This window comes from Amycolatopsis sp. NPDC058278 (genome assembly GCF_042881395.1).
In the GTDB taxonomy this organism is placed as follows: Bacteria; Actinomycetota; Actinomycetes; order Mycobacteriales; family Pseudonocardiaceae; genus Amycolatopsis.
This window is the reverse complement of sequence record NZ_JBHVXZ010000067.1, coordinates 32975-55709: the sequence shown is the minus strand read 5'-3', so window position 1 is coordinate 55709 and position 22735 is coordinate 32975. Positions and strand designations below refer to the sequence as shown.

The following is a 22735-nucleotide window of genomic DNA, read 5'->3' as shown; positions in this document are numbered from 1 at the left end:
CCACTGCGGCACCCGGGGTCCTCAAGGGTAGGGATCTTCACCATTGTCAACCGGCGCGACCGCCGGCTTCCTGCACCCGCGTCCGGCCGAAAGCCGGATCCCGCGGGGATCGCTTACTCGTGACCGAGCACCACCTCCGAACTCGATGGGACTGCGGTACCCGCGCGGCGCTACCCAGCCGCTGCGGGCGATCCAATGATGTTCCCGTTCCCTTCTTTCCTGTGTTTTCCACTTACCAGTTACTACAACTGCTACTTCACTGCTCGATGCGCACGTCACTGCCGGAACCCTTCCACTGATCGGTCCCAGCACGCTGACGCCGCTGGTCACTGCCCGAAGCCCCGTTCACTGATCGGCCCCGGCCACCTGACATGTCCTGCAACTGCACTTGCACACAACAACTACTGGTACTGCTGATCTTCAACTACCGATACTGCAACTGCTGTAGTTACTGATACTGCTGAACGTCGCGGGCACACGTCCTCTGCCCGCGTCCTGCACTTCCGCTCCAGGACCGGTACTGCTCGGTCGAACCTTCTTCACGACCCGGTCCTGGAGTAATGCTCCCGGTCACCAGCCGAAACCTTGTTCCCTTGATCGGCTCCGTACTGCCTGACCGTCTTGTCTCACCTCGCGGGTAGTTACGTCCTCTCCCGCGCCTGCTTGACGTTGTCTCTCTCGGTACGAGGTGAACACTACACACGCCGGTCGTTGAATGTCTACCCCGGGCGACATAGATTTTCTGAAGGCAGCCGATCGGGTGACGAAGAGCGTGCACGACCGTGAGCGACGACATCACGCAGCAGAGCCCGCTCGATGGCGGTACGGCCTGGTCGGCGTGCGTGACGTGGCCGAGCACACCGAAGCCTTGACGCGGTTGCTGGAGCAGGGCCGGCGGGAGCGGTGCGCGGCCATGCTGTCGGAGGCCGAGGCCTACGCGGCGGCGGAGCCGCTCGGGCAGTTCGCGCAACTCGACCCGCCGGCCGCGTTGAACCAGCTGGCCAGCGCATTTACAGCCGTCTCGGCCCTGACACCCGACGGCCAGCCGCTCTGTCACGCCTGGATCTGTGATCCGGTCCTGCTCGGAACGGCCCTTGGCGCTGCCCTCCGCTGACCGCTCACCCGGGCAACCGTCAGGCGAGACGTCGTCGATCCGCCCTTGCGACGGCGGTTCGACGATGGTGAACAACTCGGCCACCCCCGCCACAGTCAGTACACGCCGGACATGTCCAGCAAGAGCCGCTGGGGTGCCTCGCGGTGAACCGGGTCGAGTTCGTCCGCATCCGCGGAGCGGTGGCCAGGCCCTCTCGCCCCTGATCGCCACCACCGCCACGCCGGGCTCAGGACGAGACGTCCGGAAAGCGGCCGAACACCCGCGCCGCCTTCCGGGCGCCGCCGAGATCTGTTCGCGGTCCTGCACGGGCTCATGAATGACCTGCCGCTACCGCTGCGGTGACACCTGCCCGAATCGACACGGCGGGCACCCGTCGATCATCTGCAGGAGGTCGATCACCGTCAACGGCGCCTCGGGTGGCCGCACGTTCGACGGGGTCGGCGCGGTCAGCGGTGGCGGGGGCAACAGCCGGCTGCTGATCGACTAACCCCGAGCCGCAGCGCGGCCAGATCCTCAAGGTCGAGATCGGCGGGGATACCAACTCCACTTCCGGGGCGGAAGCCAGCATCGAGCACGCGCGCGGGGTGATCAACTGCAACGCCGGTTACGAGTGGTGGATCATGGAGCAGGCCAAGGCGCGCAACCCCAGCATCAAGCTGGCGGCGTTGGCGTGGGGCGCGCCCGGCTGGATCGGCAACGGCACGTTCCTGTCCACCGACATGATCGGCTACTACCTGTCGTGGCTGGGGTGCGCGAAACAGCACAACCTCGAGATCGACTACCTGACCCCCGTGCAGAACGAGCGCCACTGGGACGTCGACTTCACCATCGACGTCCGCAACGCGTTGAACGCCAACGGCTACAGCGACGTCAAGCTCATCATGGGCGACCAGTACCCGGGGTGGGCCGGGGCCGACCAGGTCTCCGGGAACGCGACCTTCCGCAATGCCGACGTCGGCCGGCGGCCCGGCCAGCTCCCCCAGGATCTGTTCCGGCGCCAGGTAGGCCGCCGTGCCGGTGACCAAGCCGGTGCCGGTGATCCGCGTGGAGTCCAGCGCGTGCGCGATGCCGAAGTCGGTGATCACCGGGCCATCGGGACCGAGCAGTACGTTCGCCGGCTTCAGATCGCGGTGCACGATGTTCAGGCCGTGGACGTGGGCCAGCGCATCCGCCAGCCGGACCGCCAGCTCGCTCACCTCCTCCGCCGTGAACGGTCCGGTGCACAACCGCTCGGCGAGGTTCTCCCCGTCGATCAGCTGCATCACCAGGTACGGCGAGTCCCCCTCGGCGCCGCTGTCGAACAACGCGACGATCCCGGGGTGCTGAACGCTGGCGCACCGGTCTCGTACCGCCCGCCGATCATCCCGGCAGCTCGTCGTCATCGGCCCGTCCCATCCCGCTCGGCTGTTCCTCCGGTACCCACCACGGAAGCGCCCGCAAACGCGACTTCGTGTGCAGACCGGTCACCGCCGGTCGAGGTCACCGTCCGAAACACCGCTTCGCCGGTGCCGCTCCCGCCGCCGCTACCGGGGCTTCCCGCGCGGGGCAGGCGTCAGCGTCGCCGAACCTCACCGGAGACAGGGGCGGTGCCCCGATCGCCGCCCGGAAGGGGCACCTGTCCGCTGCGCTGATCACCTCGAGCCGGATCCGGGCCCTCTCCGGGTGACGAGCTGCTCGTTGACCCAGATGGCGACCTGGGTCCGGTTGGCGAGTGAAGGACGGACGTCTCGGGCAGCTCCGAGTCCACGTCCCGGAGCCATCCGGAGCGCCCTCGCAGTCGAACCAGATAGCTGCCCGCTCTGGTTGTCGAGGCGCAGGCGACCGCCCCGGCCGAACCGCAGCAGTGTGGCGCCGACCTTCGGCTCGCCGTCGACCTGGTCCATGGCGAACAAGGCTTCCCCTTCCGCACGCCACCTCGGGCCGAAAGCTGATTGTGCAGGTCGCGCACCGACTCGTTCGGCGCCACGGCCGTCCGGTGCCGCGATAGCCCGTATCGAGGACACTTGATACGTTCTTCATATGATATGGTCTCCGTATTACCTGAAATTCAGGCAGGCGGGTGACCTCGAACGGGGCCCGCCGCTCGGGGGAAGGGCTTGCCATGATCGTGCTCACCGGGGCCACCGGACTCATCGGACGCCTCCTGGCCGCCGAACTCGTCGAAAGCCACCAGGTTCGCGCCGTCACGCGCTCGCCGCGAAATGCGGGGCTGCCCGCCGGTGTCGAGGTCGTCGAAGGCGACCCGCAACGGCCGGGAACCCTCGTGGGCGCGTTGCGCGGCGCGGACGCGTTGTTCCTCCACTCGCGCGCCGTCGGCGATGCCGCCCATGACGTCGTCGCGCTGGCTCGAGACCTCGGCGTCCGCCGGGTCGTGGCGCTCGCTGCGGCCAATGTGGACGATCGGCTCGACGCGCAGCCGTCGCGCTTGCGCGGCGACCGCAACAAAGAGGCCGACGACGCGGTCGCGACCAGCGGTCTCGGCTGGGTCAGCCTGCGGCCCAGCTCGTTCGCGGTCAACGCGCTGACCGCGTGGGGCGGGCAAATCCGTGCGGGCGACGACGTCCGTTACGTGTACGCCGGCTTCGAGGAGTCGCCGCTGGACGAACGCGACCTGGCCGCGGTGCTGGCGAAGGCCCTCACCGACGACGAACTGCTCGGCCGGCGCATCGACCTCACCGGCCCGGAGTCGCTGTCCCATGAGGAGATGGTCCGGCAGATCGGCGTCGCACTCGGGAAACCGCTTCGGTTCCACGAAGTCCCGGCCGGAACCGCGGCGCGCGGCATGGTGGCCAACGGGCTGCCGGAGCCGTTCGTCGCCGCGATGATGGCTCGCTACGCCGCGCACCGAACACGCCCGCAGTTCCCGCCGACGCCGGAACTCGAGAAGATCCTGGGCCGCCCGCCGCGCACCTTCGCCGAATGGGCCGCCGACCACGTCGCCGACTTCGAGGCGGCCGGGTGACACCGGAGACGATCCGTCGCGGACGTTTCCGCGAGAAGGCTTTGCCACCGCCGAGTCGCATCAACCGGGAGGTCGTTGTGCGCGTGTCCGAAGACCGGGAAAAGGTCCGGTTCGTCAGCGGTGACGCCGAGTGCGTCGCCTGGCATTATCCGGGAACCAACGGCGCCTGCGTGATCATGACAGCGGGCGGTGGGGTGACCAAGGAACCGGGCACCGACCCGTTCGCCAGGCGATTCCACGAGGTGGGGTTCACCGTCCTCGCCCTCGACTACCGGCACTTCGGGGAGAGCGGGGGCCGGCCGCGCCAGGTCATTCGCGTCAAGGAGCAGCTGGCCGACTGGCAGGCGGCGATCGACTTCGCCCCCACCTTGCCGAACGTCGACCCGGCGAAGCTGGCGATCTGGGGTTTCTCCCTCTCCGGCGGCCACGCCTTCCGGCTCGCGGCGCGCAACCCCCGGCTGGCGGCGGCGATCGCGCAGACGCCGCTGGCCGACGGCCGGGTGGCCGCGCTCAAGACAATGCGTCACCGGAAGCCACTCCCGATGCTGCGTCTCATCGGCCGAGGTCTCCTCGACGCCGTGGGCAGCCTGTTCGGCAGGCAGCCCCTGCTCGTGCCGCTCGCCGGGGAGCCGAGCACGGCCGCGTTCCTGACCACGCCGGACGGTCTCGACGGCGACCGGGCGCTCAATCCGGGTAACCGCTACCCGGAATGGCAGCAGTCGATCGCCGCCCGTACCCCGCTCTGGTTCGGCTTCTACCGGCCAGGCCGCGACACTCCCCGCGTGCGGTGCCCGCTGCTGGTCCTCGTCTGCGACCAGGATCAGACGGCGTTCGCCGAACCGGGCGTCCGCGCGGCCCGGCGCGCACCCCGCGGGGAACTCGTCCGGATGCCCGGCGGCCACTACGAGCCCTTCCTGGACGGCCACGAGCAGGCCGTCGAGGCCGAGTTGTCCTTCTTGCACCGCCACCTGCTCGATCCTTCGCGAGCGGTTCGACCCGACAAAGCACAATCACACTGAGGAGAGCATATGATGTCGAAAGTCCGGAAAATGGCGATCGGCGTGGCCGCCGCCACCACTTTGATGGCCGCCGCGGCCCCGGCTGCCGAGGCCGCTCCGGCGCAGCCGGCGACGGTGATCCACGGATGCGATGCCGGCTACTTCTGCTTCTACTTCAACAGCAATTTCGCCGGCGCCCGCGCCGACTACGTGGATTCCGACGGCAACCTCGACAATGAGACGTTCAACGAAGGCGGCACCAACGGCCGCGGCGTCCAGGTGAAGAACAACGCCGCCTCGGCCGTCAACAACTGGGCCTACTACGCAACGGTCTACTACAACAGCGGTTGCAACGGCAGCTTCGCGTCGCAGACGTTCGGCGCCTACGCCTCGGGCAACTTCAACGCGACCATGAAGAACGAAAACGCGAGCTTCAAGTGGCCGGCGAGCTTCGGCGCCTACTCCGACTGCGCCAACCGCGATCAGTTCTAGCCGGACAGTTCGGGGTCGCGCCCACGCGGCGCGACCCCGAACGCCCCTCGGAGGTCCAGCCGTGGTCACATCCGACCGCTTGCCCCGCCGAGCGGCCGGGTTCGTCACCGCAGCCGTGACGATGGCCGCGCTCGCCGGCTGCTCGACGGCACCCGTTGCCACGTCCGGCTTCGACGCGGCTGATCTCGACGCCGCGCTGGGGAAGGTGCCCGCCGATCTGTCTGCGGTGCACGGCCTCGACCTCCCGCTGGACCGGTCAGTGCTGACACCGACCGAAGAACTGGAGGTCGTCAAGGCGCGCAACACCTTGATGGAGCACTGTCTTGCCGACCACGGACTCGAGTTCACCTTCCCCGTGGTCGATCCCGTGCGGGACGCGGCCAAGCCGCGGCGGTACGGTCTCGTCGACGCGGGCGAGGCCGCGGCCTACGGCTACCGCGACCCGGCGGTCTTCGCCGCACACGGCACCGGCACCACCGCTCATCAGCCTCCGCCGGACGTCGTCTCGGCGATCACCGGCGTGCACGCCGGCAAGGTCGGCGGCCGCGACGTGCCCGCCGGGGGTTGCGCGGGCGAGGCGAACCGGACACTCGCAAGCGACGCGAAGCCCGGCCAGGAACCGGTGAGCTTCGCACTGAGCGGCCGCAGCCACGAGATCACCCGGACCACACCGCCGGTGACCGCGGCGGCCGAAGCGTGGTCGCGGTGCATGGCGGCAGCGGGTTTCCACTACGCGCGGCCGGACGCCGCGATCAACGACCCCGCGTTCGCCGCGGGCCGGCCTTCTCCGCACGAGATCACCGTCGCCACCCAGGACGTGCGGTGCAAGGAGAGCGTCGGTTGGGTCCGGGCCTGGGTCGGGGTCGAGCGGGCCGTGCAGGACGTGCTGGTCCGGCGGCACACCACCGATCTGCTCCACGAGCGGGAGCACAAACAGCAGCAGCTCGCGGTGGCGCGCGAGGTCAACGGCTGACGACGAACCAGGACCGGAACTCCGATTCCGGTTCCCCTCGAGCAAAGGACACCCATGACCGACGACCGTTTCATCCTGCTCGAACCGGGCGCCGTACGACCCGGTCGAGTCCCGTTGCCACCAGCATTCGCGGTGAAGGCGATGACCGCGGACACCGAGGGCCGGTTCTCCATGCTGGAGACGACGGTGGCCCGTGCCATCCCCCGGCATGCGCACGACATCGCGGACGAGTGCATCTACGTCCTGGCCGGTGACCTCGGCGTCGAGTTCGACGACCGCGCGTTCACCGCTCCGAAGGGCACGTTCGTGTTGTTGCCGCACGGAGTGCCGCACGCGCTGCGCCCCGCGTCCGACCCGCCGCCGCGAGTTCTGCAGATCTCCTCGCCCGGCGGCTGGGAGTGCTACCTGGAAGATCTTTTCGAGGCCGGTCCGTCGGTACTCACCGATGGCGAGCTGGATCCGGTGAAGGTCAATCCCATCGCCTCCAGGCACCACATCAGGTACGAGGAGCCCAGCTGAGGCGTGTTCCGGCCGCGGACGAGCCCATCGATGGAGGCGCGGATCCGCAACTCCCGGCGGAGTCGCGCCAGGACGATCGGGTAGCGGGCGGAGCCGGCAAAGCTCCCGACCACCCACCGCGCCCGGCGCCGGCCCGCGACCCGTCAACCTGTCTCGTCGGAACATCCGGTCCTGCCGCTGATCGGTTGTCCGTCGGGGTGCACTCTCATGCGGCGTTGAAGGCGTTGAGGCGGGCACCCCGGCACCTCCCGTCGAGGCTTGAGTTCCCCGGCCCCGGCCCGGCTCGAGCGGGCTGCCACCCCCACCGTGCGACGGGCAGGACGCACCCTTGCCGGGTGGATACGCCTTGGGCGGGCTCATCGCGACCGCAGGTCTGGGCACGTGCCGTGGCGACAGAATTTCGCCCGCGGTGATACACGCGCTCATGGCTCCCGCGAAGGCGTTCACCGAAGAGCTGCCCCGGACGGCACGGCGGGAAATCCCCTCGGCGTTCATCGTCTGCGACGACGACCGGGCGATGCCCGAGCCGATCGTCAAGCGGGCCATCACGGAACGGATGACGACCGTGGTCCGGCACCTGCCCGGCAGTCACTCCCCCTTCCTTTCCCGGCCGGCCGAACTCGCCGAGCTGATCGACGAGGTGACGGCGGCGCTGCCGCTCGCGCGGCAGCTCGGCCGGCCCGGCCGCCCGTCGCTCCGGTGACCACGATTCGCATCCACCGTGGTCATCCGGCGCCCCGCGGACAACCCTGGTACCTTCGGGCCGAAGATCTCTTTCGAGGAGCGCAGTCGTGGCAGGTGACGTCGACATCTCCGGATAGCTCCGGAGTGTGCAGGCCCCCGGCAGTGCCGGTGCGGGCCCTGTCGACGTCCCCTTTTTTCTCCCGTCACATCGAGGTCTTCACCATGTCCGAAATCGTGACCGAGAACGCCGGGCATGCCCGGCGTTCTCGTTGCCTTGACGCACAGTGGACGGATCGCGGCCAGCAGCCTCACGGGCGGCCGGCCCGAACTCAGCTGGTCGGCCGCCGCAGCACCCGATCCCGGGCAGACCTGGTGATTCCTTGCCGAGGTACTAGCCGACCATTACGACGGGTGGTTCCTTGGTGCCGTCGGAAGCGATGACGGCGTACCTGTCGCCCACCTTGCGCAGGTCGACGTCGTAGACCCACCACTCACCGCGGACCGGGAGCGTCGCCGTTACGGCGCCGTCGGCCGGTGACAGCTCGTCGAGGTAGAGCCGGTTGGTCGCCACCACCAGCCCACCGGTCGTCGACTCGACCGTGACCACGTCACCGTCGATGGCCGTGCGCCACAGCTGTGTCCCGGTCTTCAGCGAGAACGCGGCCACGGCAGTGCGCCGGTCCTCACCAGGGGCGCTGACGGGAGCGATCAACAGGTCGTCCCGGACGACCAGCCGGCGGACCGGTCGCGCCCGCCAGTAGGCCTGCTCGACCGGCGGCATGTCGTAGTCCGGGCCGGAGCGGGGGATGCGGGCCTGCACCTGTCCCTCGTCGCTGAAGGAGATGACGACGTCCTCGGTCCGGCTGCCCTCCTCGACGGCGCGCACCACGACCGGGCGCGCCGCCAGCAGCGCCACCGAGGCCATCGGCGGTTCGACCGGCACCTCCGCCCGCCAGCGTTCCCGCCCGCTCGCCGGGTCCACAACGACCACGCGCAGGCCCGCGTTCCCGCAGTTGACCAGCATGGCCACCTGGTCGGCACTCGCTGCCACTCCGGCAGGTGTGCACCCCGGTTCAACGTCGAGGCGCCACCGTTCGTCGTGCTCGCGCAGTCCCACGGCGCTCAGCCCGGTGGGTTCGGTGAAGACCGCGAGCCCCGGGGTGACCGCCAGCTCGTCGCCGGCAATTGTGTCGCCGTACCGGTCGCTCGCCGTCCGCGTCAGCTGCCACAGGGACTTGCCGGTGCGCAGGTCCACCGCCACGACGGTTGCGCACGGCTGGCCGTCGGCCGCCCACCCGACCAGGCCGACGCCGTCCTCGACGTCCCGGCTCATCGTGCACAGCGCCGCGCGGCCCGGGACCTCCGTCGTCCAGGCGGTCCCCGTGGTGGTGTAGCCGACCAGCCGGTCGGTGCGGGCCCGCACCACGAGGTCACCGTCGACCCAGCTGCCCACACCCGTCACGCCGGCGGGCCGGTCCAGCGGAGCGGACCACCGCACCTCCAGGAACTCTCCGCGCAGTCCGTCGTAGACCAGCGCACCCGGCCAGACGCCGGCCAGCACCCCGACGACGGCGATGATCGCGCTCCAGCGGCGGTGGCGCCGTGGCAGTGTCCCCCGCTTCTCGAGGGCGCTGTCCATGAAGGCCAGTCCGCCCAGCCCCGCGAAGGTGCACCCGAAGGCGAGCAAGAGCACCCCGGTCAGCCCCTGCGGGCAGGGTCCCTCGAACCGGCCGCAGTTGCCACCCGCCTCACTGTTCAGCGCGGTCCACCCGAGCACGTGGAGCACGATCCCCATGCCCAGCACCGCCGCGGCGAGCACGAAACCCGCCATCAGGACAGGCGCACGCTTCCTCGGGGAAGGCGGACTCGGCGTCTCGGAGGGTTGTGCAGCGGGCACGGGTTGCCGGCGGAGGTTCGGCCTGCGTCTGCGGCGTCGCCGATCGGCCTTGTTCACGGTGCCCCTCCGCTCCGGACCTCAACGAACGCGGGACGATACCAAGATCCGCAACCTGGGAGGTGAACGGGACCGTGCACCGGTTGCAGCCTCCCGCCCGGCGATCCGTCGACCGGATGGATTCGGTACCGATGCGCGGTGCGTGCTCCGGCTGGGCGTCGTCCAGCCGCCGGCGATCGGCCTGCTGAGCGGCGGCCCACGGTCTCCCGGTGCAATGCCTGCTGTCCACGCGCCGACCCCGGGGTGATCCGATGCCAGGCGCTCAAGCCGGCGGGACGTGATTGCCCTGCCACCACGCTTGTCGACCCGTACTCCCGAGGTGACCCACCGTGATCGCGGCAGCACACCCGCCGCGGCGAGGCCCGATCTCCGATTCCTGCCCGGCCAACTGGTTGCGCGGCGCCGGCGTCGAGGACGGCACCCGGGACGAGTCCGCTGATCTGCAGGAACTGCGTAACGCAACCGCTTGCTCGAACAGGAGAACGAGATCCAGCGAAACGCCGCCTACCTCGCACAGGGCAATCTGCCGGATAAATAGATGGGCCGGGTCGGCGCGTGCGGTGACAACGCCGCAAATGGAATCATTCTTTCCTTACTGCAAAGAAACGTCCTGGACACGCGTCGCCGGCGCCCCCCGCGAAGAGCCGATACTGGCGATCGTGTCCTGGGTCGAGACGAAGTACCACCGCGAGCGTCGCGTCTGGGCAGCCCAACCCCGTATTCACTCCATTCAAAGAAACCCACTCGCATGGGGGTGACTGGCCACCCATCGTCTTGCCAACCGAGCTGAGGGGGTGAACGCTGTGGCCCGGGTAGTGGTCCCGGACCCTGGTCATCAACCCACTCGGAACCGTGGCAACAGCCCGGATCCACCCCACGAGTGGAGATTGATCATGAGACCGACAGCACGGATGACCACGGCCGGACGGGTCTGTCGGGGCCTGACCGGTTTGGGTCTCGCGACAGGGTTGACTTTGCTGGCCCCTGGCATAGCCAGCGCTGATCCGGTCGGGTGCACCCGAACCCCCAACGGGTCCGGGGACAACATCGTGTGCACCGCAGGCATTCCCGGCGGTCAAACTCTCACCGGCACCGCTTTCAACGACAGCATCACCATCACCGGCGCCCCCGTTGCCGGCAGCATCCTCGCCGTCGGCGGCAACGACACGATTCTCGTTACCGGCACCGCAGGCTCCATAGGCACCGCGGGCGGTGCCGGCGCCAACGGCACCAGCACACACCCGGCCGGTTTCGCCGGTGGGGCCGGCGCGGCCGGTGGTGTCGGCGGTATCGGCGTCACCACCGCCGGGATCATCGACGGCGGTGACGGCGTGGACGGCATCACCGTCATCGGTGGCGCAGGCGGCGCGGGCGGTCTCGGCGGAGGAGGCGGTAACGGAGTCCTCGGTGGCGCAGGGGGCGCAGGTGGTGTCGGGGGCGCCGGCGGCGCCGGCGGTATCGCCAGCGCGGGAGCCATCCACGGCGGTGCCGGTAACGACACCGTCACCGTCACCGGCGGCGCCGGTGGCCTTGGCAACACCGGCGGCAACGGCGGCAACGGCGGCCCCTCCGCCGGTGCGGGTGGCGTAGGCGGCGTCGGTGGCGCAGGTGCCGTCGGTGGGATCGGCAACTCCGGGAGCATCACCGGCGATGCCGACACGAACAACATCACCGTCCTGGGCGGCCTCGGTGCCGCAGGCGGTAACGGCGGGAACTCCGGCGCGGGGCACGGCGGCGGCACAGGTGGTAAAGGCGGCGTCGGCGGTGCCGGGGGTCTCGGTAGCTCCGGCACCGTCACCGGTGGTGGCAACGTTGACACGATCAAAGTCACCGGCGGGGCCGGTGGCAACGCCGGGACCGGCGGCAAGGGCGGCAACGGCAACGGCCTCGGCGCGCCCGGTGGCGCCGGAGGAGCCGGTGGCGCGGGCGGAGCAGGCGGTGTCGGTAACAACGGGACCGTCAACGGCGGGCTCGGTGACGACACCCTCACCGTGACCGGTGGCAAGGGTGGTAACGGCGGCGCAGGCGGAAACGGCGGCAACGGCTGCCTCCCCGGTGCGGCCGGCCCCGGCGGCTCCGGCGGCACTTTGGGTGCCGGCGGTGTCGGTAACTCCGGGACCGTCACCGGCGGTGGCGGCACGGACGTCATCGCCCTCGTCAACGGCATCAACGGTGTCAACGGCGCCAATGGCGCGGCCGGCGGCATTGGCGTCTGCCTCTGACGAACGGCAGCAGCGGCATGAAGGGCCAATAGCACCGGAAGGCAGCGGCAACACCACCGGCACACCGAAGGTGTTGCCGCTGCCGAGCAGCGGACAGACCCGGCAACAACACCACGGTTAGTGGACGGCCTTGAAGTGGACGAACCATGTGGTGTGGTAGGTCATGCCCTGGCAGCGTACGTCGGTGTCGGCTTTGAGCTTCACGGCATCAATCATTTTGTACGGGTGGTTGGCCTCGTGCTTCGCGAGGGTGGGCAGGTGGGGGTCCGCGCCGACGGTGGACAGTTCGATCTGGTCGTGGCAGTAGGGCTTGTCGGCGGGGTTCGCGAGGGTGTCGATGACGATGTCGCCGGCGGAGATGGGCTGCACTTCGGCCTTCGTGTTGGCGTGCGGGTTCGTCAGGGTGAGGGTGACGTACGCGGTTTCACCCGGCAGCAGAACGCCGATTTGTGTGCCGGGAACCGTGGCGTGGATGACGGACTCGGGCGAGCCTGCCGCGCCGTTCGCGATGTTGTGCTGGACGACCGCGCCGATCGAGAAGACACTGACGGCCACTACGGCGGCGTGGATGAGCGGCAGTGGATTGTTCTTCCCCTTACTACGCATGGTTTTCTCCATTCTCGCATCCATCGATGGTGTGCGACAACCGCGAGGCCGGGGCAGTCTCGTGGTTGTCGTTGGTGCCGCCCGTTCGGGGGTGGTTCCCGGCCTAGCGGACGGCCTGGAACTGGGCGGTCCAGGCGGAATCTTTGGTCCGAGGGCCAGGAAATGGGTCGGTCGTGAACCTGGGCGGAGCGGTGGTGCACTGCGGGACGGTTCCGGCGGTCAGGGAGTAACGGGCTCCGGTTCACTGGAGCCGGAGGGCTCGTCGATGGACGTGGTATCGGTCGGCGCGAGCGGGGTGGTTCCGGGCGCGGAAGGCGTCGCCGGGGCGATCGGCTGACCTGAAAGCGAATCGGGGGATGCCGTGGGGGCCCGCGTGGCCCAGCTCGGCGACGACGATCAAGGCGATGACCGCGCCACGTCGGATGGTGCGTCGGCGAGCAAAGGCCTTCACGGCCAGGCTCCCGCAGAATCCTCTCTTCCAGCGACTGGCTCGCCGCTGCGCCGACCCGGTCTGCCCTTCATGGGTTACTCTTCCTGTGCACAATTTCAGAAGGCTTGAGTGAATTGCTCGTCGAATGGGTTGCCAAAAAACGGAGTGCGACGAGGTCTCGTAGGTTGACAGCCAAGGTAGCGGGCCGCCAACTGCCACTCAGCGGCTCCGCTGTGATCGACCAGGTGAATCATGTGGTGTCACCATGGATGTCGTGCCGCAGACACCTCACCGTTACGCACTTTCTTGGTTTATGCTTAGACCGTTACAATTGGGCAAAGCCAAGGAGGAAAAAGGTGCAGACGGGTCGTTCGTCCAGGTATCGGACCAGCAGGTTACGAACAGGCCGACATCGAAGCCCGTAGGAATCCTACCGGCACGGCAGTGAAAAAGTGTCCGTAGTGGATTGTTTCTGCAGCGTGAAGTGCTCGCTGAGGTGCCGTGGCGAAGCACTTATTACTACAAGGCACTCGGGCGGCGCGTGGTAGAGCATTCGTGACGATGTGCGGGACTACGTGTGGGTTGCAAAAGTCGGTCACCGGCGCTGGCCAGTGGCTTTACGCGGCTCGTTCGTACTCGTTGATCATGCCTCCGAGAAGCCGCTGCCGCTTGACTCGCTGAGAGTTGAGGTCTGCCAGGACGGCGTCGAAAGAGGCTGCGAACTGGCCGGCCTTTGCGATGTCAGTTGTGCGGCCGTCGGAAAGTCCAGCACCGCGGTGACCGGGTTCGGCACCGCCACGCATGAAATCCCGGCGGCATTCGCGGCGGTGACACCGACCGGCGTGTCCTCGAACGCGATCGCCGCCTCCGCTCCGACCGCGTCGAGCGCGGCCAGGTAGACGTCCGGGGCCGGTTTCGACGGACGGCCGTCGCCGGTGACCACGGCGTCGAACGCGTCCAGCAGGCCGACGTCACGCAGCCGGGGAACCACCCAGTCCCGAGTCGCTCCCGACGCCACCGCGAGCCGAAGGCCGTGTTCACGAGCGGTGTCGAGATACGTCACCACGCCGGCACGAGGGCCCTCGTCCTCGAGCAGTGCAACTATCCGCGCCTTCGCCTTCAGCCAAGTCTCCCCTGGGTCGAGCGTATCCGTGCGGCGGCCGAGCCAGGCGAGCATCGCCGACCGGGGAAGCTCGGTATCGTGCTCCCTGAACGTCTCCTGCCACGCGCGCAGCGCCGCAGACTCGGTGTCGACGAGCAGGCCATCGAAATCGAAGAGCAAGGCGCCGGTGAACATCCTGCGCACTCTTCCCAGGAGCGACTCGCTTGGCAACCGCTGACTCCATGAACACCCGAAGATCAACGAGTAAGGCCGGGGCGAGACCCTCAGGCGGTCGATTCATGCTGCCAGGCTCGCCCCGTCCAGTGCCTCGCCAAGCACGTCGCCCGCGGGGCGCCGGGCATCGGCCTGCTCCTCGAACTCAGACCGGACGATCTTGACGAGCCGGCGAGCCCGAGCAGCGCCACCCCGAGTCGGACAGGCAAAGTCGAGGTTGACTCTCCGGTACACCGTCGTCCGAGTTCGCATTGACAGCCGGCTCCGGCCGCCCTGTGACGCCGGCGACCGGCACGCGACTCGTCGCCCCGATCGCCGGCAACAGGCCAGGGCCGACCTCCGACCAGCCGATCAGCAGTCGACGCGGTGGCCGGGACTGGGCATGCCCCAGGTTCCTCAACGACTGGGTGGCCGACCAACAAACTGTCCGATATAGAATCAAGCCGTTTCCGGCACCCCTCGGCGAATTCGTCGAATTCGCACGACCGCTCGCATCTTATAAAGCCGACGACTTTCGACGGGACCCATTCGCTCCAGCGCGTTGCCGCAAATGTCGTAGTCAAGACTCAATAGAAAGCGATATCCGCGCGCGATATCAAAACGTTGCCGAATTCCCAGCGTTCTCCTAGATTGCCGTTCGACCCTGTGTTCCCATCACCCGGACACAGGAGGCGTTGGTGACAAACCACCACGACCACGACATCTTCGACCGCGGGCTGGCCGCGGATCTCGAGACGTTCTACGACCGCCGTCGCGCGCTCAAGCTCCTCGGCGCCGTGGGCCTCGCCGCCGGCGGCGCCGTCGCAGCCATCGCCGCCGGCGGGGCCGGAGCCGCGAGCGCGGCCGTGGAAGCGTGCGTCGGCAAGGTTCCCTCGGAAACGGCAGGCCCCTACCCCGCCGACGGCAGCAACGGTCCCGACATCCTGACGCAGAGCGGCATCGTCCGCAGCGACATCCGGTCGAGCTTCGGCCCCTTCAGCGGCGTCGCCACCGGTGTCCCGCTGCGGTACGAGATCACTCTCCTCGACGCGGCCACCTGCGCTCCCCTGAGCGGCGCCGCGCTCTACATCTGGCAGTGCGACAAGGACGGCGCCTACACCCTGTACTCGGCGGGGAAACTGAACCAGAACTACCTCCGCGGCGTCCAGGTTGCCGACCGCACCGGCACCCTCGCCTTCCAGGCGATCTTCCCCGGCTGCTATTCCGGCCGCTGGCCCCACGCCCACTTCGAGGTCTACGACACCCTCACCCAGGCCACCGCCAGCGCCACGCCGCGGCGCACCTCGCAGCTCGCCATGCCGGCGGCGATCTGCGAAACCGTTTTCAGCACCACGGCCTACGCGACCAGTTTGTCGAACTACCGGCGAATCAGCCTCAGCAGCGACATGGTCTTCAGGGACGGCTACAGCCGGCAGATGCCCACCGTCACCGGTGACGTCACCACCGGGTACACCGCCAAGATCACCGTCAGCGTCTGAGATATCCGTGGCCGGCCGGCGTCGGGGCCGGCCGGCCGCCTCATCCGCCGTCAGGCATTCATCTGGTGTAAGCGTTTACATCACTCAAGCCCTTCTCGTCTGGTTCCGCCCCTGAGGCATGCGCAGGTGGTGGTCACGGAACCATGGCGCCGGCTCTGGTTGCCGGGCGGTCCGATGTCCCGCGTCGCGACGCGCATCAGGTTCGGTGGCGAGGGTACGGGGTGCTGACTGCCTGACTCCGCCGACGACAAAGTCACGGAGTGGTACCGCGCGCGATGTGTGGGGTGGCCTGGTTCGGCCACCCCACCCGCCGCAGGCTCGTGCAGTCCGCCACCGGACGGCGCGACTCCGAGGTGCACCTCCCTCGGATTTTTCTCAGCGGCGAATCCGGCGATCCACAGCCATCCAGTTTGTTTCCCACGTCGTTCCGCCGTCAGCCGAGAACGCCTGCTCGAACCTCGCCTCGTCCGCGGTCGGCCGGGAAATGAGGAACCGGACCTCGATCGGCTGGCCGCCGAGCTGGTCGTCGCCGTAGAACTCGCCTCTGCCGTTGTGGAAGCCGCCGTACACCGCTGGGGTGAGCAGGCCGTCGCGGATGTTGACGAACGTCAGGCTCCACCGCTGTGACTGGGGCTCGTACAGCCGCATGTTGAGGGCGTCGATGCGCCCGTTCGGCCCTGAGACCTGGAACTCGAGGACGTTCGCCCGCCCGTCCAGGAGTGGCCGCACGGTGCTGGTGCCCGCGAACTGGAGCCAGGTGTCCGCGGTCTCCGACAGCGGCTCGGCGAGCACCCGCACCGTGCTGCGCCACGTGCCGATCTCCCACGCGAAGTCTTGTTGGCCATCGGCGGTCGTCGACGACGCGGGCGGCGTTGAAGCGTCGCCTGACGCCGCCGTCAGGACCAAGATGAGGGCCGAGAGGCCCGCGATGAGGATTCGTCTGTATGGCACCGTCATGGTTCGACTATCCGAGTGGAGCACCGCCATGAACAAGAAGGCACCTGCGGGTAACCCCTCCCGCCCCAACCCGCTGCCCGGCTGCCCGATGGCCGCGGCGTTCGCCGCGATCGGCGGGAAGTGGAAGCTGACCCTGCTCTACTGGCTCGCCCACGGCGAGTGCCACTTCGCCGGCCTTCGCCGCCGAGCCACGCCCATCGCGCCCAAGGTGCTGGCCGAACAGCTGCGCGAACTCGAAGCCGACGGTCTCGTCGAACGCGTGGTGACCGGACCGGTCCCGGCGCGCGTCCTCTACCGGCTCACGCCCTACGGGACCACTGTCCTGCCCGTCGTCGAAGGAGTCAGGGTCTGGGGCGAGACCCACCTCCAGCGCACCGGGGCGGCCCCGGACTCGGCGATGAGCTGTGCCAATGCTCTCGAGCCCGCTGGAATGACTTCGGCCGTTCAGTGAGTTCGGTGCTGTAGCCGCCGTCGACGGTGAACACGGCGCCGGTGATGGTGCCGGCCACCGGTCACCGGCCAGGAACGCCGCGAGATTCGCGACCTCCGCGGGCCGGGTGAAGCGGCCGGTGACGGCGTGGGCGGCGGCCTCGCCGGTGACCGACCCCGGATTCGCCCCGGTGGTGGCCGCGACCGTCTCGGCGACGCCGCCGGTGCCGAGACACAGGTCAGTCGCGACCGGGCCCGGGATGATCGCGTTGGCCCGGACGCCGCCCGCTGCTCACGCGCAACAGCCGCCACGTCACCCTGACCTCGCGCGGCGAGCGGTTCCTGTCCCCTCGCCCACCGGTTGCCGGCCACCGCCGACCGGATGCTGCGCGAACCCTGCGCCGCAGCACCTGCGGATCGCCCACATCTTCGAACTGGACATCAGCCGGGTCGTCGCCGACGCGTTCCTCCTTGCTCGAAGACCACCTCGACGTCGCGGTCGTCCGCGTCACCACCGCCATGAAGACCGAAGTCGGGCTGTTGGCCGCGGCGCTCGCCGAGTAGTACATCGTGGCCAAGCAGGCGAACAGCCACGGCCCGGACGAACGCCGCTCCACGATCACCGGCACGTCCGAGCCCCGCGGCAGCTGCATCACCTTCTGCTCGGCCACCACCGCCGTCGCGGCGTACCTGTTCCCCCGGCTCGCCAAGCCGGGTCCCGCCGCCACCATCCCCGCGGCGTTCGTCCTTTGCGGACTCGTCCTCGCGCTGGCCTCCTCGGTGCCGGTCGTGGTGCTCGGCGCGGTCGTGACCGGCCTCGGCAACGGGCTGCTGCTGCCCGCCCTGCTCACCCGGGCACTGGGGCGGCGCCACCACCGGCCTCTCCCCGGCCCTGCTCGTCGTCGGTGCCGGCGCACTTCTGCTCGCCGTGGCCGTCGGGATCGTCCGCCCAGCACGATCGGCCGCCGGTTGATCCGCCGGCAGCTTCGCTGCCCGGGCCGCTTTCTCCAACTCGCTGACGGCGTGTACGCGCTGACCGCCGACGGCGACCCGAACATCGGCGTGATCCGGGATGCCGGCGTGTGTCAGTTCCGGGTCCATTGCTGGTTGGCGCCGTGGTTGCAGGTCCACACGATCACCTTGGTGCCGTTGGCCGTTCCGGCACCGGAGGCATCCAGGCAGAGTCCGCTTTGGACGTTCGTGATCGTGCCGTCGGCGTTGGTGTTCCACCGCTGGGCCGTTCCGCCGTCGCAGTCGCCGATGACCGCCTTCGCGCCGGGTGAACTACCGTCGGCGCCGAGGCACTTGCTGCCGTAGACCTGCAGCTGCTTGCCCGCGGTGGTCTTCCAGCGCTGGTTGTCCCCGCTGTTGCAGTCCCACAGCGCCACTTGCGTGCCGTTCGCCTGGACCTGGCCCGGCACGTCCAGGCATCGGCCGGCGTTGGCGTTGACCAGCCGGGACGTGTCCGTGGGCGGGGTCGTCCCGCCGGGCCCGAGCGGGCAGCTCGCCTGGTACTTCGAGATCCCCCTCGTGTCGGACAGGGACGGGCACAGGAACGACGAGTACCGGGTGTCGGCGTCCATGAACACCTTCATCCACACCATCATCACCCGGGCGAAGGCGCCGGAATTCCCGCCGCCGCCACCGGCGGCGAACCCGTGGCCCTCACCGGCGATCTCCGGGTAGGCGCGCTGGGTGGCCGCCGGGATGGTGGAATAGGCGCTCGCCAGGTACGACGGCGTGACCGTCGTGTCGGTCTGCCCACCGAACAGCACGGTCGGGATCTTGATGCCGGACAGGTTTCCGTTGGGCACATACGGTGCCATGCCGACGGCGGTCAAGAGCGAAGGCCGGCGCGTACCCGCGACCAGTGCGCCGCCGCCGCCCATCGAGTGGCCTCCCACCGCCAGCCGGTTCCGGTCGACGCGGTCCCGCACCGGGCTGCTCGTCACCAGCCAGTCCAGCGCGGCGAGCAGCTGATCCGCCCGGGCGTCGGCGTAGTCGTCGAGGCTGTTCGTCTCGATGCCGACGACGACGAACCCGAAGGACGCCAGCCGCGGGCCCAGCCACGCGTACCACCGCCACTCCGTGCCGTAGCCCGGGGCGATCGCGATCGCCCCGAAGGTCCCGCCGGTCGAGTCCGCCGGGTAGTACACGACCCCGCCGCCGAGACCGTTGCCCTTGGGCACGGTCGTCTGCGCCGTGGCGAACGTGCCGTGATCCGCCGCGATACTGGCCGCGGTGGGATCCGGTCCCCGCTGGTAGGGGTTGTCGGCGGCCGACGCCTGCGCGGCCGTCGTCAGCGCGAGCACGACCCCGAGCACGGCCAGGAGCACCGTGCCGCGTCGCCGGAACCGTCGCCACATCGTGGTGTCCTCCTTCTCGCGCGAGCCGGCTGCCGTGGTCACCGGGCGGCCGTGGTCGAGGCCGGGCCGGTCCACTTCTGGTTCTGGCCGGCGCTGCAGGTGCCCAGCCGCACGGCGGTCCCGTTGGCGGTCGAGCCGGCCGCGACCTCCAGGCAGAGTCCGGACTGCGCGCCGGTGACTGTGCCGTCGGCGTTGCTGCGCCACTTCTGGTTGGCCCCGCCGTGGCAGGCCCAGATGATCACCGCCGTGCCCGGGCTGGTTCCGCCCGCCTCGGCGTCGAGGCAGCGCAGCGTGTCGCCGGAGTAGACGGTCAGTTCACCGGCGGCGGTGGCGGTCCACGTCTGGTTCGACCCGCCGTTGCAGTCCCAGAGCTGCAACCGGGTGCCCTGCGTCGTCGACCGGCCCGGAACGTCGAGGCACCGCCCCGCGGCCACCGAGCGCACCGGACCGCTGCGGGTTCCGGTGCCGCCGCCGTTGTCGAGACCGAGGAAGGAAATCGCGTACGCGAGCATCCCGGCCTGCGGCAGGGTGTGGCCGGTGCCCGAGACGACGATGCCTTCCACGGCGGCGTGGGTACCGGTGTCGCCGTAGCGGTTCCGCGTCCAGGACGACTGCGGGCGGTCGGTGGCCGACGGCGTCTGGTTCAGCCCGTGGAGGGCAGTCCACTGTTTGATCTCTTCGCCGTAGTTGGGGTAGGCCAGCGTGGTGTCCTGGTCGCCGTGCCACAGCTGCATCCGCGGGTAGGCGCCGGAGTAACCGGGGTACATGGCGTGCGCCTGGTCCGCCCACTGCTGTGCGGACTTGACGACGTTCCCGCCGGCGCACTGGCTGTTCCACAACGAGCCGTCCGTGGTCGCGAAGCATCCCGCGGGCACGCCGGAGAACGCGGCCCCGGCGGCGAACACGTCCGGGTATTCGGCGGCCAGGACGTTCGTCATCATGGCCCCCGAGGAGAAGCCGCTGACCACGATGCGGCCCGGGTCCACGTCGTAGTGCTGCCGGGCCCACCCGACCATCGACATGATGCCGGTGGAGTCGCTGCCGCCGTTGCGGGTCAGGCCCGCCTTCGTGGAGACGTCGAAGCAGTGCCCGTCGCGGGTGGCCTCGGGCACGACGACGAGGTAGCCGTACCGGTCGGCCGCCGTCGCGTAGTCGTGCCCGTTGCCGTTGAAGATCCCGCCCGCCGAGCCACCGCAGTAGTGGACCAGCACGAGCAGCGCGGGTTTCGCCGCCAGCGAGTCGGGCGCGTAGACGTACATGCCGAGATTGGTGGGGTTGGCGCCGAAGTCGGTGACCCTGGTCAAGGTGGCGGCCGCCGCGGAACCGGCGGTCAGGAACGCCACGGTGACGGTCAACGGCAGCATCAGCACCACCGCCAGCAAGCTGCGGATCACCCGTTTCATCACTTCCTCCGCCCTCATCGCCAGATCCACTGCTCGGCAGACCGCCGGAAGCGGCCTTCCCGGGGTCAGGTCCGCATCGCGACCCGGACGGGATTGGGGTACTCCCCCTTCAGGAATGCGGCTGCTGCGCGCCGTGAATTCGTCCGGTTGCCGAACCAGAGAGACAGGAATCACGATAAGAGCGGTCGACGACGCGGTCAATGATCCTTGACCCGCCGGTGAAACTTACTTTTCGGCGCGGTTCCGGGCTCGGCCGGGAATTGTCCCGAATCCGAGGTGTCGAGGTCTTCCCGGGATCCGTGCGGGAGTACAGGTGGAGCACGCAACGACCGGATCGGGTTCGGCTGCACGGTCAACCGCAAGGACCGGGGTATCACCTGGAACGCGCCACCGGACCGGCGCAGGACTCGCCGAAGCCGAGCAGGGTGAAATGCGGGCCGCGGAAGGCGTCGAACAGCCGCCGTGGCGCGCCGGCGGCTGACCGAATGGCACGAGGCCGGCGTCTGGCAGCAGCTGCACGAACGCCTGCTCGCCGAACTGCGCGCCGGCGGGCTGCCGGACCTCTCCGCCGCACTGGTCGACTCCACCCACCTGCGTGCCCTCACAGGGGGACCACACCTGATCCAGGCCCGGTCGACCGGCCTCGGGCACCATCCGCTGGCCGGTCGAACGCACCTTCGCCTGGCTCAAAAACTTCCGCCGCCTGCGCATCCGCACCGAACGACGAGCCGGCTCCTCAGCTTGGCCTGCTCGGTCATCTGCCTCCGCAAACTCATTCTGAACCGTCCTCTTGACCCAGGTTGCAGATGATGGTCTGCTGGGCTGAGCCGGTGTTTCCGACGCTGTCGCGGACCGCGACTGTCACGACCAGGACAAAGCTGAAGCACTGTCCGGCGAAAAACGGCTGGGATGCGAACGAGCCGCCGTTCCAGGACTCGACGTACGGCGCGGTTCCCCCGGCTGGGCTGACTGAACACACGAAGACACGCCCGCCGCCGCAACTGAGGTGTGGCACGACGGTGTCGGCAGGACGTACCGTGGCCGCCTGGGCCGGGAAGGGAGCGACGGCCAGCGCGGCGCCCAGGCCGGCGGCCGCGAACCAACGCGCGGCTTTCTGTTCCTTCGTCATCAGATCCCCCGCCTGGTAGTCCTGGCGCCATTGCGCCATCGACCATATATCGGGCGTATGCCGAATAGGAAGCTCCGTCCGGTCCGCGACAACGAATTGACCTTCTTCGAGTCATCTGCCCGCAGTTCTGGACCAGCGTCGCTCGCCTGACCGTGGTTCTCGTGTGCCGCGGCCGCCGGCGAACCGGCCCCGCAGCGTGCCGGGGCGCCCAGGGCGGACAGGCTCATCGACATCGCGCGCCTCCACGAACTGGAGCGCATCCAAGCCTTCGCGTTCTCGGCGGCGACGTCGAGAACGAAGGCCGCTTCTTCATCGTGTCGAGCCCCATCCGGACGCCGGGTCGCCTTACCACGAAGCCAGCGGTAACACCGAACGGGCCGTCGGCTTGCGTGACGAGGCGATGTGAATCGGCTGGCCGATCTCGATCGCGTCCTGGATGCGGTGTCGCATTCCCGCTCGGCGTTCGAGCAGTACCACGCGTTGTGGACCGCCTGCTTGATGCTGGGGTCACTCGAACCTCGCCAACGCGAGCGAATCGTCGAGGCCGTCGAGGAGCAACTGGGCGCGACGGGGCGGATCAAGGCGGGCTCTCAGCGTCACGTGCTGGCGCAGCGGATTCTTCGCGCCCTGTCCGTACGAGAAGATGCGTGAGCAAGCAAAATCCGGTCGTGACCGCACACCGG

19 protein-coding genes and 4 pseudogenes are annotated in these 22735 nt (G+C 69.1%); 15 read left to right on the top strand and 8 right to left on the bottom strand.

Annotated elements, in window-relative coordinates:
- Positions 1–838: 838 nt before the first annotated feature.
- The 3 genes and pseudogenes from ACFVYA_RS30290 to ACFVYA_RS30280 all read left to right on the top strand — a co-directional run.
- A complete protein-coding gene (locus ACFVYA_RS30290; protein WP_387049814.1) occupies positions 839–1114 on the top strand; it encodes a hypothetical protein in 276 nt (91 codons plus the stop codon).
- A gap of 316 nt (positions 1115–1430) precedes the next feature.
- Positions 1431–1601, top strand: coding sequence for a hypothetical protein (locus ACFVYA_RS30285; RefSeq protein WP_387049816.1), 171 nt, complete (start codon positions 1431–1433; stop codon positions 1599–1601).
- A 22-nt stretch (positions 1602–1623) separates the two neighbouring features.
- Positions 1624–2004, top strand: a pseudogene (locus ACFVYA_RS30280) (galactosylceramidase); the annotation flags it as partial.
- Between the two features lie 120 nt (positions 2005–2124).
- Here ACFVYA_RS30280 and ACFVYA_RS30275 read toward each other — a convergent pair.
- Positions 2125–2496, bottom strand: a pseudogene (locus ACFVYA_RS30275) (serine/threonine-protein kinase); the annotation flags it as partial.
- A 719-nt stretch (positions 2497–3215) separates the two neighbouring features.
- On the opposite strand from ACFVYA_RS30275, the gene ACFVYA_RS30270 reads away from it, so the two are divergent.
- From ACFVYA_RS30270 to ACFVYA_RS30245, 6 genes are all read left to right on the top strand, one after another.
- Complete coding sequence (locus ACFVYA_RS30270) at positions 3216–4076, top strand: NAD(P)H-binding protein (RefSeq protein ID WP_387049812.1); 861 nt, start codon at positions 3216–3218, stop codon at positions 4074–4076.
- Between the two features lie 77 nt (positions 4077–4153).
- Positions 4154–5095 carry an alpha/beta hydrolase gene (locus ACFVYA_RS30265; RefSeq protein ID WP_387049811.1) on the top strand — a complete coding sequence of 314 codons (942 nt, stop codon included), beginning with the start codon at positions 4154–4156 and terminating at the stop codon, positions 5093–5095.
- A 30-nt stretch (positions 5096–5125) separates the two neighbouring features.
- Positions 5126–5566 (top strand): peptidase inhibitor family I36 protein, encoded by a 441-nt coding sequence (locus tag ACFVYA_RS30260; RefSeq protein WP_387049809.1) that lies wholly within the window; start codon positions 5126–5128, stop codon positions 5564–5566.
- Between the two features lie 61 nt (positions 5567–5627).
- Positions 5628–6539 carry a hypothetical protein gene (locus ACFVYA_RS30255; RefSeq protein WP_387049807.1) on the top strand — a complete coding sequence of 304 codons (912 nt, stop codon included), beginning with the start codon at positions 5628–5630 and terminating at the stop codon, positions 6537–6539.
- Between the two features lie 54 nt (positions 6540–6593).
- Positions 6594–7058, top strand: a complete 465-nt coding sequence (locus ACFVYA_RS30250) for a cupin domain-containing protein (protein ID WP_387049805.1) — start codon at positions 6594–6596, stop codon at positions 7056–7058.
- A 424-nt stretch (positions 7059–7482) separates the two neighbouring features.
- Positions 7483–7761, top strand: coding sequence for a hypothetical protein (locus tag ACFVYA_RS30245; RefSeq protein WP_387049804.1), 279 nt, complete (start codon positions 7483–7485; stop codon positions 7759–7761).
- Positions 7762–8133: 372 nt separating this feature from the next.
- On the opposite strand, the gene ACFVYA_RS30240 is transcribed toward ACFVYA_RS30245, so the two are convergent.
- The gene (locus ACFVYA_RS30240; RefSeq protein WP_387049802.1) at positions 8134–9573 is read right to left on the bottom strand and encodes a PQQ-binding-like beta-propeller repeat protein; all 1440 of its coding nucleotides are present in this window, start codon (positions 9571–9573) and stop codon (positions 8134–8136) included.
- A 661-nt stretch (positions 9574–10234) separates the two neighbouring features.
- Between ACFVYA_RS30240 and ACFVYA_RS30235 the strand changes: the two are divergent.
- A pseudogene (locus ACFVYA_RS30235) lies at positions 10235–10394 on the top strand (IS3 family transposase); the annotation flags it as partial.
- A gap of 351 nt (positions 10395–10745) precedes the next feature.
- Positions 10746–11918 (top strand): hypothetical protein, encoded by a 1173-nt coding sequence (locus ACFVYA_RS30230; protein ID WP_387049800.1) that lies wholly within the window; start codon positions 10746–10748, stop codon positions 11916–11918.
- A 117-nt stretch (positions 11919–12035) separates the two neighbouring features.
- Here ACFVYA_RS30230 and ACFVYA_RS30225 read toward each other — a convergent pair whose 3' ends face one another.
- Positions 12036–12536 carry a hypothetical protein gene (locus ACFVYA_RS30225; protein ID WP_387049799.1) on the bottom strand — a complete coding sequence of 167 codons (501 nt, stop codon included), beginning with the start codon at positions 12534–12536 and terminating at the stop codon, positions 12036–12038.
- Between the two features lie 1061 nt (positions 12537–13597).
- The gene (locus ACFVYA_RS30220) at positions 13598–14251 is read right to left on the bottom strand and encodes an HAD family hydrolase (RefSeq protein ID WP_387049797.1); all 654 of its coding nucleotides are present in this window, start codon (positions 14249–14251) and stop codon (positions 13598–13600) included.
- A gap of 716 nt (positions 14252–14967) precedes the next feature.
- Here ACFVYA_RS30220 and ACFVYA_RS30215 point away from each other — a divergent pair.
- Positions 14968–15768 (top strand): intradiol ring-cleavage dioxygenase, encoded by an 801-nt coding sequence (locus ACFVYA_RS30215; RefSeq protein ID WP_387049796.1) that lies wholly within the window; start codon positions 14968–14970, stop codon positions 15766–15768.
- Between the two features lie 375 nt (positions 15769–16143).
- Here the strand turns inward: ACFVYA_RS30215 and ACFVYA_RS30210 are convergent, their stop codons facing one another.
- Positions 16144–16725 carry a hypothetical protein gene (locus tag ACFVYA_RS30210; RefSeq protein ID WP_387049794.1) on the bottom strand — a complete coding sequence of 194 codons (582 nt, stop codon included), beginning with the start codon at positions 16723–16725 and terminating at the stop codon, positions 16144–16146.
- 28 nt (positions 16726–16753) lie between these two features.
- Here ACFVYA_RS30210 and ACFVYA_RS30205 point away from each other — a divergent pair, with 28 nt between their 5' ends.
- Positions 16754–17176: a winged helix-turn-helix transcriptional regulator gene (locus tag ACFVYA_RS30205; RefSeq protein WP_387049793.1), complete on the top strand. Its 423-nt coding sequence runs from the start codon at positions 16754–16756 to the stop codon at positions 17174–17176.
- Positions 17177–18239: 1063 nt separating this feature from the next.
- On the opposite strand, the gene ACFVYA_RS30200 is transcribed toward ACFVYA_RS30205, so the two are convergent.
- Positions 18240–19562 carry a ricin-type beta-trefoil lectin domain protein gene (locus tag ACFVYA_RS30200; RefSeq protein WP_387049792.1) on the bottom strand — a complete coding sequence of 441 codons (1323 nt, stop codon included), beginning with the start codon at positions 19560–19562 and terminating at the stop codon, positions 18240–18242.
- A complete protein-coding gene (locus ACFVYA_RS30195) occupies positions 19559–20923 on the bottom strand; it encodes a PHB depolymerase family esterase (protein ID WP_387049790.1) in 1365 nt (454 codons plus the stop codon). Before ACFVYA_RS30195 ends, ACFVYA_RS30200 begins: the two co-directional genes overlap by 4 nt.
- 471 nt (positions 20924–21394) lie before the next feature.
- Here ACFVYA_RS30195 and ACFVYA_RS30190 point away from each other — a divergent pair.
- Positions 21395–21733 (top strand): annotated as a pseudogene (locus tag ACFVYA_RS30190) (transposase); the annotation flags it as partial.
- Here ACFVYA_RS30190 and ACFVYA_RS30185 read toward each other — a convergent pair.
- Entirely contained in the window at positions 21696–22091 is a 396-nt protein-coding gene (locus ACFVYA_RS30185) for a hypothetical protein (RefSeq protein WP_387049788.1), read from the bottom strand. The pseudogene ACFVYA_RS30190 and the gene ACFVYA_RS30185 sit on opposite strands and share 38 nt — an antisense overlap.
- Positions 22092–22454: 363 nt before the next feature.
- Here ACFVYA_RS30185 and ACFVYA_RS30180 point away from each other — a divergent pair, with 363 nt between their 5' ends.
- Positions 22455–22703, top strand: coding sequence for a hypothetical protein (locus ACFVYA_RS30180; RefSeq protein ID WP_387049787.1), 249 nt, complete (start codon positions 22455–22457; stop codon positions 22701–22703).
- Positions 22704–22735 lie beyond the last annotated feature (32 nt).